Below are 15,086 nucleotides of genomic sequence, written 5' to 3'. Positions count from 1 at the left end.
AGACGGACGGCGCTCTCACCCGACGATGTCCCACCGATCGACGGTGACGGCGTCTACTCCTCGTGAGCGGAGTGTCTCGACGGGCTGGGAAGTCGCGAGCGTCCAGGCGTCCACCTGACACCCCTGTCGGTGCGCCCGTTCGATGACACTCGACTGGAGACAGAGCCGGTGGTCGACGTGGACGAATTCGACGCCCAACTCGCGGGCACGAGCCAGTTCCGCCTCGGGGTCGGAATCGAACGAATACCCCGTCGTCACGGCTGTCGGGTGTGTCTGTGCCGCGCGGATAGCCCCGACAGCTGTCGAGGAGAGGACGATCCGTTCGCCGAGTCCGTCCACGATATCGAGCGCACGGTCCACGATCGTTGGATCGTGGAGGTCGAGGTTCATGCCGACACCCGAGGGCCAGGCGTCGACGACGGTCTCGAACCGCGGGATCGTCGCCGTCGACCCGTCGACGCGGAGGTCCGTCAGCGTCTCGACCGGTGTCTCGTCGACACGACCACTGGTAACCGTGAGGCGGTCGAGTGTCTCGTCGTGGAAGACGACGAGGTCACCGGAGCCGCTGGGGACCACGTCGACTTCGACGAGATCGACGTGTGGGGCGGCCCCTCTGACCGCGGGAATCGTGTTCTCCGGGTACTGTCCGGCACACCCCCGGTGCCCGATGACGAGCATGTCCGGACTGTCCTGTCGTGTCGTTATGAACTAGACTATGAACGCTCTGTTGTCTGTATAGACGGACATAGCGGTCCCCACTGCGTGTGAGCTAGTTATAGCTGTATGTATGCCACATAGCAACCACCATTTGGCTGCTATCGGTACTTCTCGAACAGATCATGGCCGACGAACACCTGTGGCCGGCCCTCCGAGCGGCCAGGGCCGCCGGGGAGCACCTCCGCGATCGGTTCGATCCAGTGCCCGCGTCCGCCGGGTCGTGTGACGGCAGCGGGACATCGGCCGATATCTCGGCAGAGGCGATCATCCTCGATATCCTCGAAGGAAGCTTTCCAGACCACAACGTCGTGTCCGAGGAGCGTTCGCCCGAGTTCGTCCCGCGGCCCAGGTGGGTGATCGACCCGCTCGACGGGACGACGAACTTCCACAGTGGCGTTCCCCACTTCTCCGTGTCGATCGCCTACGAAGGAACCGGTTGCCCGGACCTGGGCATCGTGTACTACGTCCCCGACGACCGCCTGTTCGTGGCCATCGAGGGGGACGGTGCGTACGTCGACGGGCGCCCGCTCGAGTTGTCCGGACCGGTCGACCTGTCCGACGCCGTCGTCGTGACCGGGTTCGACTCGCTTCGTCGGGACGACGGCGGCCGGGAGTACTTCCGGGCGCTCGTCGAGTCGACACGGGGCGTCCGACGGATGGGATCGGCCGCCGCGGAACTCGCGTTCGTCGCCGCCGGCAGCTTCGACGTGTACTTCGAGCGAAAACTCGACATGTGGGACACGAAGGCGGGGACGCTGATCGTCACCGAGGCGGGGGGTGAGGTGACACACATCGAGGCAGTCGACGACGTTACGGGCGAGATTGTCGTCGCGTCGACACCGGCACTGCATAGCGAACTCATCTCGTTTATGTCCCGCAACCACGTCCTCGGGTGAGCAGTCCGGCGCGGTGGCTCGGCACTGAGGACACACGGAACGCGTAGACGGGCGCCGGGACGATGGTCGCTGGGGCCACGTACGTCGATTCCGATGGCAGCCGGCGCCCACGCGAGGGGGATAGCGGCGTCGACATAACCGCTGCTATGAGGGGGGCGTACGGCTCGTGAGAACTCCCGAGAGCGGGGCCCCGTGGCAATTGATGGGTCGACGCTCGGGAGAGCGCGGGGTCAGACGGGGCCCCGGAGAAGGCATGGGCGACGAGTCACATAAACCGTGGTTCGATATCGAGTACTGTACCGCGGGTCGGATCGCCGACCGGGGGCAACATGCGGGACTGTCGGGGTGATAGTACGGGAGTCACGCCCGCTTGGCAGCGACGCGTCCGAGGCGGCCGGGAGCCGCGTCGAGACGGGCGTCCAACCGCCCCATCAGTGATAACCCCGATCAACCGTGGTTCGAGGAGCCCTCACGAGCGACAGCAGCCAACAGGTCGACGAGGTCCGCGTCGTCGGCGTTGCCTGCCCGAACGGCGTCACGGGGTTCCCGTCCCATCGATTCGACGGTCTCGATCGCCCGGTGTGGCCCGTAGTCCCGACTGTGAACGAGCCAGGCGGCCAGGACCTGACCGGTCCGGCCGATCCCGGCGAGACAGTGGACGACGACACGTTCCTCGTGCTCCCGAGCGTCGGCCAGAAACGGCAGTAATTCGCCGCGAAGCCGGTCCTCCGGGACGAGGTGATGGTCCGGGACCGGGCTGTGACAGACCTTCTCCGGCCCGAACGCCGTCCGGTAGCGGTCGAGGTTCGAGCCGCTGGCGTCCAGTTGGCGGCCGGGGAGCAGACAGCAGACCCGCTCGACTTCCCGGTCGCGGAGCTGTGTGATCCAGTCGTCGAGCGCATCGGTGTGGGAGGCCGCGGAGTGCCAGCCGGGGGCACAGGCACCGAAGACGAACTCCTCGTCGGGCGCCGCCGGTGCGAAGCGATGTGCGTTCATCGGTGGGTGTCGCGAGTACGCGGAACATGTGAGAGAATTCACTTGAAACTGCGCACCCGGTTCTCAGGGATGATTCTGCACTCGCCGGAGCACAGGGCCACGTTTATACCGACACTGCCCCCTACGTCGGCGTATGGTGACGTTCCTCGCCGGCGGGACAGGCACGCCGAAACTGCTTGCCGGCGCCGACGATGTCTTCTCGCCCGAGGAGACGACCGTCGTCGCCAACACGGGCGACGACGTTGAACTCAGCGGTCACGTGATCTGTCCCGACCTCGACACCGTGTTGTTCCTCGGGGGCGGCGACCTCGACCGTGAGACCTGGTGGGGTCGTGACGGCGACACGGCGGAGACACACGACGAACTCCACCGACTCGCCGACGCTGCCGGCCTGGAGGACGGCCCGCGATATCTCGCGGGCGAGAAGCAGACAGCGGGCCGCGAGATCGCACGCTGGCGGCGGTTCTCCGGCGTCGCCGAGTTCATGCGCATCGGCGACCGAGACCGTGCGGTTCATCTGACACGGACCTCGCTGCTGGACGAGGGGCAGTCGTTGACCGCGGTCACGCGGGTCCTGGCCGATGCGTTCGGGCTCGACCGGACGTTGCTCCCGATGAGCGACGACCCCGTGGCGACACTCATCGATACGCCTTCGGGGACGATGCACTTTCAGGAGTGGTGGGTCGGCCGGAACGGCGAGCCACCCGTCGGGGCTGTCGAGTTCCGCGGTGCCGCGGCCGCCGAAGCGACCGCTTCCGTCCTGACGGCACTGGACGAACCGGTCGTGATCGGCCCGTCGAACCCGGTCACCTCGATCGGGCCGATGGCGGCGATCGACGGGATCGAACGAGCGCTCCACGAGACGACCGTAGTGGCCGTCTCGCCGTTCGTCGGCGACGAGGTGTTCTCGGGACCAGCAGCGGAACTGATGGCCGGGACGGGCGTCGAACCGAGTACTGCTGGCGTCGCCGCGTCCTACCCGTTCGCCGACGCCTTTGTCCTCGACGAGTCCGATCCGACCGATCTCGACCGACCGATCGTACGGACCGACACGACGCTGGCCGACGCGGCGGACTCCGACCGTGTCGCACGCGCTGTCGACCGTGCGCTGGAGGCCGCCTGATGTTCGAACCACGCGTCGCGCTGGCGAGTCTGAGCGGGGAATCGGACGCGGCCTGGGCCCGGGCCGTCGCCGAGCACGTCGGCTGTGCGTTCCTCGGTGGGATCGCGCTCGACGACGCGACGCGGGACGCTGCCCGCCGGCTGGTCGAACGCGACCGGTGCGAGTTCCTCCCCGCCGATCCAGTCGGGTTCGTCGACGAACAGCTCGGAGCGCTCGAAACCGCACCGCTCCAACCGGGGATCAACGTCCGAAGCGCGACGACGGAGCCGATCCGTCGTATCGGGACCGTCTGTCACGACCACGGCACGATCCTCGAACTGAACGCCCACTGTCGGCAGACCGAGATGTGTCGGGCCGGGGCGGGAGAGTCGTTGCTGCGGGACAGCGACCGGCTCGCCGAGCATGTCTCGGCGGCCCACGGGACCGGGGCAAACGTCTCTGTGAAGGTCCGTGCCGAGGTCGAGGGAGTCGATCTCGTCTCGGTGGCCGAGACGGTCGAACAGGCTGGTGGTGATATCCTCCACGTCGACGCGATGGATTCGGAGCGAGTTGTCGAGCGGCTCTCGAACACAACGGACCTGTTCGTGATCGCCAACAATGGCGTGCGCGGACGGGAGAGCGTCCGGGAGTACCTCGACTACGGCGCCGACGCCGTCAGCGTCGGCCGGGCCAGCGACGACCGCGACGTGTTGCGTGCCGTCCGCGAAGCCGTCGAGACGGAGCGTCGAGAGGTGGCAAGATGACCGGTCGCTCGATCGCACAGGACGCAGAACTCGCGCTCTTGCTGGAGGTGACTGGGACGCCGAAGCCGGGCAACGTCGACCGCACACACGATCACGACGACCTCCGGTTCGAGCACTTCATGGCCGGTGCCGTCGGAGCGCGTCCGGGCCTGGAACGCGCTGCCGACGGCGAGCGAGTCGGCCGTGTCTTCGAGCGAGCCGTCGCCGGGATGGCACAGCAGTCCGCCGGCAACACGCAGTTCGGGGCACTGTTGCTCCTCGCGCCGCTGGTCGCGGCCGCTCACGACGACGCCCTGACGCCTGCCGGTGTGGACGAGGTCGTGAAAAGGACGACCGTCGCGGACGCGGCGGACTTCTACCGAGCGTTCGAACACGTCGACGTGGCTGTCGATGACCCGCCTTCGGGCCTGGAGCCGCTAGATGTCAGACGCGGTGCCGACGCGGTACCCGCCATCGAGGAGCGCGCACTGACGCTGTGCGACGTGATGGACCGGAGCGCCGAAGTCGACGGCGTCGCGGCCGAGTGGGTCGGCGGCTTCGAGCGAGTGTTCGGTGCAGCCGAACGGATCGTCGACGGCGACGGACCTGTCCCGGACAGGGGCGCCGCGGTGTTTCTCGAACTGCTGGCCGGGGAGCCGGACACCTTCGTCGTGAAGCGGTCGGACCGCGAGACGGCGGAGATGGTCCAGCGACGTGCACAGGCCGTGCTCGACGGCGAAGCGGACGCGGCCGAACTGGCCGACGAACTCGTCGACCGCGGGATCAACCCCGGGACGACGGCCGACCTGGTCGCCGGCGCGCTGTTCGTGGCACTCCGTCGGGGGGTCGAGGTGTGAGCGGAGAGCGAACCGACGGCTGGCCGGTCGCGCTCGCCGGTGTCACCGAGACTGTCGTGACGACCGAGGGGCCGAACGACCTGTGGAACCTCGCGGCGCTGGGCGTCCACGCGCCCGACGGGGACGGTCCCGCGACGGCGACGACCTGGGGCCGGACCCGAACCTGGCGGAACTTCCGCGAGCGTGGCACGGGCTACGTCCAGTTCACGCGCGACCCGGTCGACTTCGCGGAGGCGGCGCTGTCGATCCGCGAGCAGGCGGAGCCGATCGTCGACAGCACCGACGCGTGGGTCCGTGTGACTGTCGAACGGCTCGACGGCGGCAACGAGGGGGACACACGGTGGGTCGACTGGGCGCTCCACCCCGTCGAGTCGGCTGTCGAGCGACGCGTGGTGCCGACGACGAACCGGGGCCACGCCGCCGTCGTCGAGGCGACCGTGGCGGCCTCGCGGTTGGATGTCAGCAGTTACGATCGGGAGCAACTGCTGGATCGGCTGGCGTACTTCGAATCCGTCGTCGAAACCGCCGGGAGCGAACGCGAGCGAGCGGCCTTCGAGCGGATCGGGGAGCTTGTCGACGCCGAGTGGTAGCGAGCAGGTGAGACGTGCTGTGGCCGACGTGGTGTCTCACGCTCCCGCGGGACACGCCGGCTTCGCTCGTCAGGACACGGCGGCCCTGGTCCCGACCTGGGTGATAAAGCTTCGCGCGTGGGGCCGTGATTCGAACCCTTTTTGAGTCCCACCTGGCAATCAACGCTCATGGCAATCAAACCCGCCTACGTCAAGAAGACAGGGCGACTCCTGATGGAGCGATACCCCGACGCGTTCGGCGCCGACTTCGAACACAACAAGGATGTCGTCGAGGAACTGACCAACATCGAATCGAAAGGCGTCCGCAACCGCATCGCAGGCTACGTCACCCGCAAGCAGAACACCGCCGTCGAAGCGTAACCGTCTCTCTGTTCTCCGTGCTACTGCTCCGGTTCGGTCAGCTGTGCGTCGGCCTGGCGCTTTCGGTGGATGATCCCCTGCATGTCCGCCGTTCGCGCCGTGATCTGCCGGAACGCGTCGCCGGTGTCGCTGTCTTCGTCCAGAACGAGCGGCTGGCCGCTGTCACCGCCCTCGCGGACACTCGGGTCCAGCGGAATCTCGCCCAGGAACGGCATGTCGGTCTCCTCGGCGAACTCGCGGCCGCCGCCGCTCCCGAAGATGTCGTGGTCGCCGCCACAGTCGGGACAGCGGAACGTCGACATGTTCTCGACGATCCCCAGCACGGGCGTCTCGTGACGGCCGAACATCCGCAGTCCCTTGCGGGCGTCGTCGAGCGCGACCTCCTGTGGCGTCGTCACGATGACCGCGCCGGAGACGGGGACCTGCTGGAGCATCGTCAGTTGCGTGTCGCCAGTGCCGGGCGGGAGATCCACGACCATGTAATCGAGGCCACCCCAGACCACGTCTTCCCAGAGCTGGGTGAGGACGTTGTCGACCATCGGCCCGCGGAAGATCACCGGGTCGTCCTTGCCGACGAGGAAGTCCATGCTCATCAGTTTCATCCCGTGTTTCTCGACGGGGATGATCTGTTCGTCGTCGGTGGCTCGCGGCGACTCGTCGGCGTCTAGCATCCGCGGGACGTTCGGACCGTACACGTCGGCGTCGAACAGGCCCACGCGGGCGCCGAGCCGCGAGAGGCCGGCCGCGAGGTTCACCGCGACAGTCGATTTACCGACACCGCCTTTCCCGGAGGCCACGGCGATGACGTTCTTGACGTTCGGGAGCGGGTCCTCGTCGGCCGGGACGCCACGGTCGACGCTCGCCGAGAGGTCGATGTCGTAGTCGGTGTCGGCGAGCGCTTCACGGACCTCGTTCGCCATCGCCGTCTCGGCCGGCGAATAGGGCGCACCCAGCGCGAGATCGATCCGTATCTCGCCGTCTGTCACCTCGATGCTGTTGACGAGGCCAAGCGAGACGATATCGTCCCCGAGGTCGGCGTCTTCGACCGAGCGGAGACGGTCGCGTACGTCGGAGTCGTCCATGCTTCGAGTAGGCCCCGCAGCGCCGATAAGGATTGTGTCACCCGACGAGCGGTCCCAAATACTGGCACTGGACCGCTGATTTATACTGGTGGCTCCACAAGTGCGAGACGTGCTGGAGGACGACCACGGTCGCGAGGTCTCGCAGGTCCGGGTGTCACTGACCGACCGGTGTAACTTCGACTGTGTCTACTGTCACAACGAGGGACTGGGCGACACCCGCGGCCCGATGGAGCCACAGGACGACGAGATGGACACCGACGACGTGGTCCGCTTTCTGGAGGTCGCCCGGGAGTTCGACATCGAGGCGGTGAAGTTCACCGGCGGCGAGCCGATGCTCCGGGACGACCTCGAAGAGATCATTCGCCGGACGCCCGACGGAATGGAGGTGTCGCTGACTACCAACGGGACCTTCCTCCCGGGGCGCGCACGCGGGCTGGTCGAGGCCGGCCTGGAACGGGTCAACGTCTCACAGGACGCGATCGACCCGGAAGCGTTCGCGGAGATCACACAGAGTGGTGCCTACGACCGGGTGATCGAGGGCGTCGAGGCGGCGCTGGCTGCCGGGCTCGACCCGGTGAAGCTGAACATGGTCGTCTTCGAACCCACGGCCGGCTACGTCCCCGAGATGGTCGATCACGTGGCCGAACACGACGGCCTCCGACTGCAGTTGATCGAGTACATGCCGGAACTGGTCGGCCGCCCGGAGTGGGCCATCGACATCCAGCGGGTCCACGACTGGCTCGCCGACCAGGCCCACCGGGTCGAGGTTCGAGAGATGCACGACCGAAAGCGCTACTGGGTCAGCGGCGACGGGAACGGCGAGGGGATGGTCGAGATCGTCGACCCCGTAGAGAACTCGACCTTCTGTGACAACTGCCATCGCGTGCGCGTGACACACGACGGGAAGCTGAAGGGCTGTCTCAACCGCACCGACGACCTGCGGCCGATGGGCGAGATGACGCGGTCGGAGATCCGCGAGACGTTCCGCCAGACCGTCGCCAACCGGGTCCCGTACTACGGCGAGTACATGATCGAGGAGGACGGCGAGTGGGTCCTCAACGAGGAGTACCTCGATCGCGGCCCTGCCGTCGACCCGGCCCCGGCGTCCGACGACGACTGAGTCAGGGCCGGCGAAAAGTGTAACTGACGCCGTCGGCCGCGACGTGGAGTTCACCGGCGTCGTGGTCGAACACCAACCGTTCTGCCGTCCCGTCGAACCCGTGGAGAGGCATCCCCGTGGTCACGGTTCCATCGGGCGCGACGGCGACGAACGTCGAGCGGCCAAAGCGTACACGGAGCGTCCCGTCGCCAGCTTCGTCCACCTCCCCGTCGCCAGCGAACCGCCGGAGGTGTTCGGAGAGCGCATCACGGTCCCTCGGGTCGACAGCGGTTCCACCGTCGGACAGTGCTCGCCGCTCCATAGTCAGGGGGCGTGCTCCGGACGGGTGAGTGTTGTGACACAGCCACACGGCGCTGTGCCCCGCTCTCACGCGGGAACTCCCTTCCGTTGCGTTTAAATACAACCCCGGAATAGTCTGGGATACACTCGTGTAGGGGGACCGGCTCCCGAGTCCGCGTGCTGCGGGCGCGAGTCTCAGACAAGCGTGTCGTGGTAGCCAAGCCTGGCCCAAGGCGCAGGGTTGCTAACTCTGTGGCGTACAGCCTCCTGGGTTCGAATCCCAGCCACGACGCTCACCCCTAACCGACTACCCACATATGAGTGCAGAAGACCCCAACCCGGACGAGGCGGATGAGGAAGAAGAGGACATCCGCTACTTCGTCCGTATCGGACAGACCGACCTCGACGGCACCAAGTCCGTCGAACGAGCACTGACAGAACTGAACGGCATCGGGACGCGTGCCGCTCGCCTCATCGCCCAACGGGCAGAGGTCGACCGGCGGGCGGTCTTCGGCAAGCTCGACGACGACGTTATCGACACTGTTGTCGAACACGTCGAGAGCTTCGCCGACGAGGTCCCCGAGTGGATGACCAACCACCAGAAGGACTACTTCACCGGTGAGACGACCCACGAGACCGGGAACGACCTCAACCTCACCCGCCGTCAGGACATCAACCGCATGAAGATGATCGACTCCTACCGTGGCATCCGCCACCAGCGCGGCCAGAAGGTTCGCGGCCAGCGGACCAAGTCCACGGGGCGTACCGAGGGCACCATCGGTGTCAACGTCGAGGCGATCAAGGAAGAACAGGCCGAAGCCGGCGAGGAGGGTGACGAATAATGGCGCTCGGATCGAACACGAAGTTCTACGAGACGCCCAACCACCCGTTCCAGGGCGAGCGTATCGCCGACGAGGCGAACCTCCTCAGCCGCTACGGGCTGAAGAACAAAGAGGAGCTCTGGCGCGCACAGTCCGAGCTCCGTGGGTACCGCCGCGAGGCCCGGAAACTGCTGGGCAGCGCCGGCGAGCACGACACCGAGGCCGAGGAGTTCCTCGCCCGGCTCAAGCGCTACGGGACGCTCAACGAACAGGACACGCTCGACGATGTCCTGTCGCTGGATGTCACGGACGTGCTCGAACGACGACTCCAGACGGTCGTCTACCGCAAGGGCTACGCGAACACGCCCGAGCAGGCACGGCAGTTCATCGTCCACGGCCACATCACGCTGGACGGCCAGCGCGTGACCCGTCCGTCGATGAAGGTCGAGGCCGGCGTCGAGAGCACGCTCGGTTTCGACGAGAACAGCTCGCTCGCGGACGAACTGCACCCTGAGCGCGCGGAGGCACAAGAATGAGCGAAGAGAAAGACGGCATCACGGGTATCGCCCACGTCCACGCATCGTTCAACAACACGATCATCACGATCACCGACCAGACCGGCGCGGAGACGCTCGCGAAGAGTTCCGGCGGGACGGTCGTCAAGCAGAACCGCGACGAGGCTTCGCCCTACGCCGCGATGCAGATGGCGGAAGTCGTCGCAGAGAAGGCCCTCGACCGCGGTGTCGAGGAGGTCCACGTCCGCGTCCGTGGCCCCGGTGGGAACCAGCAGACCTCCCCCGGGCCGGGCGCACAGGCGACGATCCGTGCCCTGGCTCGCGCCGGGCTGGAGATCGGCCGCATCGAGGATGTCACGCCGACGCCACACGACGGCACGCGCGCGCCCAAGAACTCCGGGTTCTAACCAATGACACAGGATTACGAGGTTGAGTTCGTCGACCGCGGTGAACGGGAATCACGATTCCTGGTCCGCGGTATCACGCCGGCCTTTGCCAACGGCATCCGCCGTGCGATGGTCGCCGACGTTCCCACGTTCAGCATCGACACCGTCCGGGTGATCGAGAACACGAGCGTGATGTTCAACGAGCAGATCGGGCTCCGGCTCGGGCTGATCCCGTTGACCACGGACATCGACGACTTCGAACGCGGCGAGGAGGTCACGCTATCGGTCGCCGTCGATGGACCCGGGACCGCCTACTCGGGCGACCTCGTGTCCAGCGACCCGCTGGTCGAACCCGCCGACGACAACATCCCGATCATCGATCTGAAGGACGGCCAGCGCCTCGAAGTCGAGGCCGACGCCGTCCTCGACACCGGGAAAGAGCACGCCAAACACCAGGGCGGCGTCGCCGTCGGCTACCGACACCTCCAGCAGGTCGAGGTCGTCGGGGACAAAAGCGAGTTCGAGGACGACGAACCGAACATCCTGCGTGGCGTCATCGAGGAACAGGCGGCCGAACACGCCGTCGGCGACGCCACGAACGGCGAACTGGTCGCGACCGAGACGTTCGACAACGACCTCTCGAAGCGGTACCCCGGCAAGGAAGTCGAGGTGACCGATGTCGAGAACGCGTTCGTGTTCCACGTCGAGACGGACGGCTCGCTCACGGCGGACGACCTGGTCGTCCGCGGTGTCGAGACGATCCGCGACCGCGCGACCGAACTGAAAGACGCAGTCCAACTGTAACGAACGATGCCCCGAACTACCCCTTCGACACCGATGACCGCACGCCCCCGAAGCGCGAGGACCGAAAGGGGTTTTACGGGGCACGCAAAACGAACTGATGCGAGCAGGGATAGCCAAGTCAGGCCAACGGCGCAGCGTTCAGGGCGCTGTCCCGTAGGGGTCCGCAGGTTCAAATCCTGCTCCCTGCACTTTTCCTACAACGGAGGAATCATATGAGCAAGACGAACCCGAGACTCAGTAGTCTCATCGCCGACCTGAAGTCCGCCGCCCGCAGCTCGGGCGGCGCTGTCTGGGGCGACGTTGCCGAGCGCCTACAGAAGCCACGGCGCACACACGCGGAAGTCAACCTGGGCCGCATCGAGCGGTACGCCCAGGAGGACGAGACCGTGGTCGTGCCCGGTAAGGTACTCGGCTCCGGTGTCCTGCAGAAGGATGTCACCGTCGCCGCCGTCGACTTCTCCGGAACGGCCGAGAAGAAGATCGACCAGGTTGGAGAGGCTGTATCACTCGAACAGGCAATCGAAAACAATCCCGACGGTTCCCAGGTCCGGGTGATCCGATGAGCGTCGCAGAGTTCGATGCCGACCTCGTCGTCGACGCCCGTGACTGTATCATGGGCCGTGTGGCCTCGCAGGTCGCCGAGAAGGGCCTGGACGGCGAGACCATCGCTGTGGTCAACGCCGAGCAGGCCGTCATCACCGGCCGCGAGAACCAGATCGTCGAGAAGTACAAGAAACGCGTCGACATCGGGAACGACAACGGGTACTTCTACCCCAAGCGACCCGACGGCATCCTCAAGCGGTCGATCCGCGGGATGCTGCCACACAAGACCCAGCGCGGCCAGGAGGCCTTCGAGAACGTCCGTGTCTACGTCGGGAACCCGTACGACGACGACGGCGAGATTCTCGACGGCACCTCGCTGGACCGACTGTCGAACATCAGGTTCGTCTCGCTGGCCGAAGTCAGCGAGCAACTCGGAGCGAACAAGACATGGTAACGAACACGTCCGGAAAGAAGAAGACCGCCGTCGCCCGCGCGACGATCCGCGAGGGCGAGGGGCGCGTGCGTATCGACTCCCAGCCGGTCGAGCTGGTCGAGCCGGAGCTGGCACAGCTGAAGATGCTGGAGCCGTTCCGTATCGCCGAGGAGAACCTCCGCGACGACATCGATGTCGAGGTCTCCGTCGAAGGCGGCGGTGTGATGGGACAGGCGGACGCCGCCCGCACCGCGATCGCCCGCGGCCTGGTCGATTTCACCAACGACGCCGAACTCCGCGACGCGTTCATGGAGTTCGACCGGTCGCTGCTGGTCAACGACGTGCGCCAGTCCGAACCGAAGAAGTGGGGCGGCCCCGGCGCACGGGCCCGCTACCAGAAGTCCTACCGCTGAGGTGACCAAGATATGATGGTACCGGTCCGGTGTTTCACCTGCGGTAACGTCGTCGGCGAGCACTGGGAGGAGTTCAAGGCCCGCACCCGCGAAGCCGAGGAGCCCGAGGACCCGGAGAAGGTCCTCGACGAACTCGGCGTCGAGCGGCACTGCTGTCGCCGGATGCTCGTCTCCCACAAGGACCTCGTCGACATCGTCGCACCCTACCAATGAACGCACAGGAAAGCCGCTACGAGAAGGCCCGCAAACTCGGCGCACGAGCGCTGCAGTTGGCCCACGGTGCACCCGTGCTCATCGAGACGGAGCAGACCCAGCCTATCCTCATCGCGGCCGAGGAATACGACGCCGGGGTGCTCCCGTTCACAGTCAGACGAGGTGACCACAAATGACGCTCATCACAGACGTACGACTCCGCCGCGTCCTCGACTCGCGTGGGAACGCGACCGTCGAGGCCGATGTCCTCACCGAGAGTGGGGGCTTCGGCCGCGGCAAGGCACCGAGCGGTGCAAGCACCGGCGAGTACGAAGCGATCGAACTCCCGGCCCAGGAGGCCATCGCGAACGCTCGCGAGGAGGCGCTCCCCCGCCTCATCGGCGAGGTCCACGCCGGCAACCAGCGTGATGTCGACGCGGCGCTGCACGCTGCCGACGGCACGGACGACTTCTCCGGGATCGGCGCCAACGCCGCCGTCGCCATCTCGATGGCAGCGGCCAAGGCCGGCGCCGACGTGCTTGGCGCACCGCTGTTCCAGCACCTCGGTGGCACCTTCCGGGGCAACGAGTACCCGACGCCGCTTGGTAACATCATCGGCGGCGGCGAACACGCCGCGGACGCCACCAACATCCAGGAGTTCCTCGCGGCCCCCGTGGGCGCACCGAGCGTCGAGGAGGCCGTCTTCGCCAACGCCGCGGTCCACCAGGAGGTCCACGACATCCTGGCCGACCGCGACCTGCCCGCGGGCAAGGGCGACGAGGGCGCCTGGGCGCCGTCGGTCTCGGACGACGAGGCCTTCGAGATCATGGACGAGGCCGTCGAGACCGTCGCCGACGACTTCGGCTTCGCGATCACCTTCGGTCTCGACGTGGCCGGTGCCGAACTGTACGACGCCGAGGAGGACGGCTACGTCTACGACGACGGCGTCAAGTCGACCGAGGAGCAGATCGACTACATCGCCCAGAAGGTCGACGAGTACGACCTCGTCTACGTCGAGGACCCCCTCGACGAGAACGACTACGAGGCCTTCGCGGAGCTGACCGACCGGGTCGGCGACCAGACGCTCGTCTGTGGCGACGACCTGTTCGTCACCAACGTCGAGCGCCTGCAGGCGGGCATCAACGCCGGTGCCGCCAACAGCATCCTCATCAAGCCAAACCAGATCGGGACGCTGACCGACGCCGTCGACGCCATCGAACTCGGCGTCGAGAACGGCTACGAGTCGGTCGTCTCCCACCGCAGCGGTGAGACCGAGGACACTACCATCGCACACCTCGCCGTCGCGACCGCGGCCCCGTTCATCAAGACGGGCGCGGTCGGCGGCGAGCGCACAGCCAAGCTGAACGAACTCATCCGTATCGAGGACAACGCAGTATGAGCGGCAACGAAAAAGAAGGTCTCGACGCGTCAGAGTCCGACTTCGACCCGTCCGAGGAGGACGAAGAAGTCGACGCCGATGCAGAGACCGAGACGGAAGCCGAACAGCCCGCCGACGCCGCCGACGAGGCGGCCGAGGCCGAAACGACACCCGAGGACGACGACGAGCCACAGCTCGACGAGGATGTCATGCCCGACGAGCAGGCCGAAGCGGATCTCCTGATCCCCGTCGACGACTACCTCGGCGCCGGTGTCCACATCGGGACCCAGCAAAAGACCAAGGACATGGACCGGTTCATCCACCGCGTCCGGACCGACGGCCTGTATGTGCTGGACGTTTCGATGACCGACCAGCGTATCCGCACCGCCGCGGACTTCCTGGCCAACTACGAGCCCGAGCAGATCCTCGTGGCCTCCTCGCGCCAGTACGGCCGGTTCCCGGCCGAGAAGTTCGCCGAGGCCGTCGGGGCACGCGCCCGGACGGGGCGGTTCATCCCCGGCACGCTGACCAACCCCGACTACGACGGCTACATCGAACCCGATGTCGTGGTCGTCACCGACCCGATCGGTGACGCCCAGGCCGTCAAGGAAGCGATCACGGTCGGTATCCCGGTCATCGCGATGTGTGACTCCAACAACACCACGTCCAACGTGGACCTGGTCGTCCCGACGAACAACAAGGGTCGCAAGGCCCTGTCGGTCGTCTACTGGCTGCTTGCCAACGAGACGCTCGACCGCCGCGGCGCCGAGCCCGCCTACGGGCTCGACGACTTCGAGTCCGGTATCTGAGGCTCGTTTTCCGCAGTTTCTGCGTCCCTGTCTGTAGACGCAACACAAGA

The 15,086-nt window shown here is 66.5% G+C and carries 22 protein-coding genes and 2 tRNA genes; 20 read left to right on the top strand and 4 right to left on the bottom strand.

The window, feature by feature from the left end:
• Positions 1-15 precede the first annotated feature (15 nt).
• Positions 16-678, bottom strand: coding sequence for a glycerophosphodiester phosphodiesterase (locus tag P1L40_RS16565; protein ID WP_284008638.1), 663 nt, complete (start codon positions 676-678; stop codon positions 16-18).
• Between the two features lie 158 nt (positions 679-836).
• Here P1L40_RS16565 and P1L40_RS16560 point away from each other — a divergent pair, with 158 nt between their 5' ends.
• Complete coding sequence (locus tag P1L40_RS16560) at positions 837-1,613, top strand: inositol monophosphatase family protein (RefSeq protein ID WP_419181202.1); 777 nt, start codon at positions 837-839, stop codon at positions 1,611-1,613.
• Between the two features lie 447 nt (positions 1,614-2,060).
• Here the strand turns inward: P1L40_RS16560 and P1L40_RS16555 are convergent, their stop codons facing one another.
• Positions 2,061-2,609: a protein-tyrosine phosphatase family protein gene (locus tag P1L40_RS16555; RefSeq protein ID WP_284008636.1), complete on the bottom strand. Its 549-nt coding sequence runs from the start codon at positions 2,607-2,609 to the stop codon at positions 2,061-2,063.
• Positions 2,610-2,742: 133 nt separating this feature from the next.
• Here P1L40_RS16555 and cofD point away from each other — a divergent pair, with 133 nt between their 5' ends.
• The 5 genes from cofD (at position 2,743) to P1L40_RS16530 (ending at position 6,261) form a co-directional block, all read left to right on the top strand.
• Positions 2,743-3,732, top strand: coding sequence for a 2-phospho-L-lactate transferase (gene cofD / locus P1L40_RS16550; protein WP_284008635.1), 990 nt, complete (start codon positions 2,743-2,745; stop codon positions 3,730-3,732).
• Complete coding sequence (locus P1L40_RS16545) at positions 3,732-4,475, top strand: tRNA-dihydrouridine synthase (protein ID WP_284008634.1); 744 nt, start codon at positions 3,732-3,734, stop codon at positions 4,473-4,475. Before cofD ends, P1L40_RS16545 begins: the two co-directional genes overlap by 1 nt.
• Positions 4,472-5,311: a triphosphoribosyl-dephospho-CoA synthase gene (locus tag P1L40_RS16540; protein WP_284008633.1), complete on the top strand. Its 840-nt coding sequence runs from the start codon at positions 4,472-4,474 to the stop codon at positions 5,309-5,311. Before P1L40_RS16545 ends, P1L40_RS16540 begins: the two co-directional genes overlap by 4 nt.
• Positions 5,308-5,901, top strand: coding sequence for a DUF447 domain-containing protein (locus tag P1L40_RS16535; protein WP_284008631.1), 594 nt, complete (start codon positions 5,308-5,310; stop codon positions 5,899-5,901). Before P1L40_RS16540 ends, P1L40_RS16535 begins: the two co-directional genes overlap by 4 nt.
• A gap of 168 nt (positions 5,902-6,069) precedes the next feature.
• A complete protein-coding gene (locus P1L40_RS16530; protein ID WP_284008629.1) occupies positions 6,070-6,261 on the top strand; it encodes a 30S ribosomal protein S17e in 192 nt (63 codons plus the stop codon).
• Between the two features lie 20 nt (positions 6,262-6,281).
• Here P1L40_RS16530 and P1L40_RS16525 read toward each other — a convergent pair whose 3' ends face one another.
• Positions 6,282-7,343, bottom strand: a complete 1,062-nt coding sequence (locus P1L40_RS16525) for an Mrp/NBP35 family ATP-binding protein (RefSeq protein WP_284008628.1) — start codon at positions 7,341-7,343, stop codon at positions 6,282-6,284.
• Between the two features lie 109 nt (positions 7,344-7,452).
• Between P1L40_RS16525 and moaA the strand changes: the two genes are divergently transcribed.
• On the top strand, positions 7,453-8,463 hold the full coding sequence (moaA, locus tag P1L40_RS16520; RefSeq protein WP_284011084.1) for a GTP 3',8-cyclase MoaA: 1,011 nt from the start codon (positions 7,453-7,455) through the stop codon (positions 8,461-8,463).
• A gap of 1 nt (position 8,464) precedes the next feature.
• Here moaA and P1L40_RS16515 read toward each other — a convergent pair whose 3' ends face one another.
• Positions 8,465-8,764 (bottom strand): hypothetical protein, encoded by a 300-nt coding sequence (locus P1L40_RS16515; protein ID WP_284008626.1) that lies wholly within the window; start codon positions 8,762-8,764, stop codon positions 8,465-8,467.
• 185 nt (positions 8,765-8,949) lie between these two features.
• Between P1L40_RS16515 and P1L40_RS16510 the strand changes: the two genes are divergently transcribed.
• The 13 genes from P1L40_RS16510 to rpsB all read left to right on the top strand — a co-directional run bounded on the left by P1L40_RS16510 (position 8,950) and on the right by rpsB (position 15,036).
• Positions 8,950-9,034, top strand: a tRNA-Ser gene (locus P1L40_RS16510).
• A gap of 25 nt (positions 9,035-9,059) precedes the next feature.
• Positions 9,060-9,584: a 30S ribosomal protein S13 gene (locus tag P1L40_RS16505; protein WP_284008625.1), complete on the top strand. Its 525-nt coding sequence runs from the start codon at positions 9,060-9,062 to the stop codon at positions 9,582-9,584.
• Positions 9,584-10,099 carry a 30S ribosomal protein S4 gene (locus P1L40_RS16500; protein WP_284008623.1) on the top strand — a complete coding sequence of 172 codons (516 nt, stop codon included), beginning with the start codon at positions 9,584-9,586 and terminating at the stop codon, positions 10,097-10,099. Before P1L40_RS16505 ends, P1L40_RS16500 begins: the two co-directional genes overlap by 1 nt.
• The gene (locus tag P1L40_RS16495) at positions 10,096-10,485 is read left to right on the top strand and encodes a 30S ribosomal protein S11 (RefSeq protein WP_284008621.1); all 390 of its coding nucleotides are present in this window, start codon (positions 10,096-10,098) and stop codon (positions 10,483-10,485) included. Before P1L40_RS16500 ends, P1L40_RS16495 begins: the two co-directional genes overlap by 4 nt.
• Positions 10,486-10,488: 3 nt before the next feature.
• The gene (locus P1L40_RS16490) at positions 10,489-11,268 is read left to right on the top strand and encodes a DNA-directed RNA polymerase subunit D (RefSeq protein WP_284008619.1); all 780 of its coding nucleotides are present in this window, start codon (positions 10,489-10,491) and stop codon (positions 11,266-11,268) included.
• 103 nt (positions 11,269-11,371) lie between these two features.
• A tRNA-Leu gene (locus P1L40_RS16485) sits at positions 11,372-11,456 on the top strand.
• A 24-nt stretch (positions 11,457-11,480) separates the two neighbouring features.
• Positions 11,481-11,831, top strand: coding sequence for a 50S ribosomal protein L18e (locus P1L40_RS16480; RefSeq protein ID WP_284008617.1), 351 nt, complete (start codon positions 11,481-11,483; stop codon positions 11,829-11,831).
• Positions 11,828-12,265: a 50S ribosomal protein L13 gene (locus tag P1L40_RS16475; protein WP_284008615.1), complete on the top strand. Its 438-nt coding sequence runs from the start codon at positions 11,828-11,830 to the stop codon at positions 12,263-12,265. Before P1L40_RS16480 ends, P1L40_RS16475 begins: the two co-directional genes overlap by 4 nt.
• Positions 12,259-12,657, top strand: a complete 399-nt coding sequence (locus P1L40_RS16470) for a 30S ribosomal protein S9 (RefSeq protein ID WP_284008613.1) — start codon at positions 12,259-12,261, stop codon at positions 12,655-12,657. Before P1L40_RS16475 ends, P1L40_RS16470 begins: the two co-directional genes overlap by 7 nt.
• Before the next feature lie 12 nt (positions 12,658-12,669).
• Positions 12,670-12,870 (top strand): DNA-directed RNA polymerase subunit N, encoded by a 201-nt coding sequence (locus tag P1L40_RS16465; protein WP_159901306.1) that lies wholly within the window; start codon positions 12,670-12,672, stop codon positions 12,868-12,870.
• A complete protein-coding gene (locus tag P1L40_RS16460; RefSeq protein WP_276221962.1) occupies positions 12,867-13,046 on the top strand; it encodes a DNA-directed RNA polymerase subunit K in 180 nt (59 codons plus the stop codon). Before P1L40_RS16465 ends, P1L40_RS16460 begins: the two co-directional genes overlap by 4 nt.
• Entirely contained in the window at positions 13,043-14,248 is a 1,206-nt protein-coding gene (gene eno / locus P1L40_RS16455; RefSeq protein WP_284008608.1) for a phosphopyruvate hydratase, read from the top strand. Before P1L40_RS16460 ends, eno begins: the two co-directional genes overlap by 4 nt.
• Positions 14,245-15,036, top strand: coding sequence for a 30S ribosomal protein S2 (gene rpsB, locus P1L40_RS16450; RefSeq protein ID WP_284008606.1), 792 nt, complete (start codon positions 14,245-14,247; stop codon positions 15,034-15,036). The genes eno and rpsB overlap by 4 nt, the downstream gene beginning before the upstream one ends.
• The last annotated feature ends 50 nt before the right edge of the window (positions 15,037-15,086 follow it).

Source organism: Haloarcula pelagica (genome assembly GCF_030127105.1).
Lineage (GTDB): Archaea > Halobacteriota > Halobacteria > Halobacteriales > Haloarculaceae > Haloarcula > Haloarcula pelagica.
Note: the sequence above shows the minus strand (reverse complement) of the source record. Positions and strands in the feature narration are given on the sequence as shown.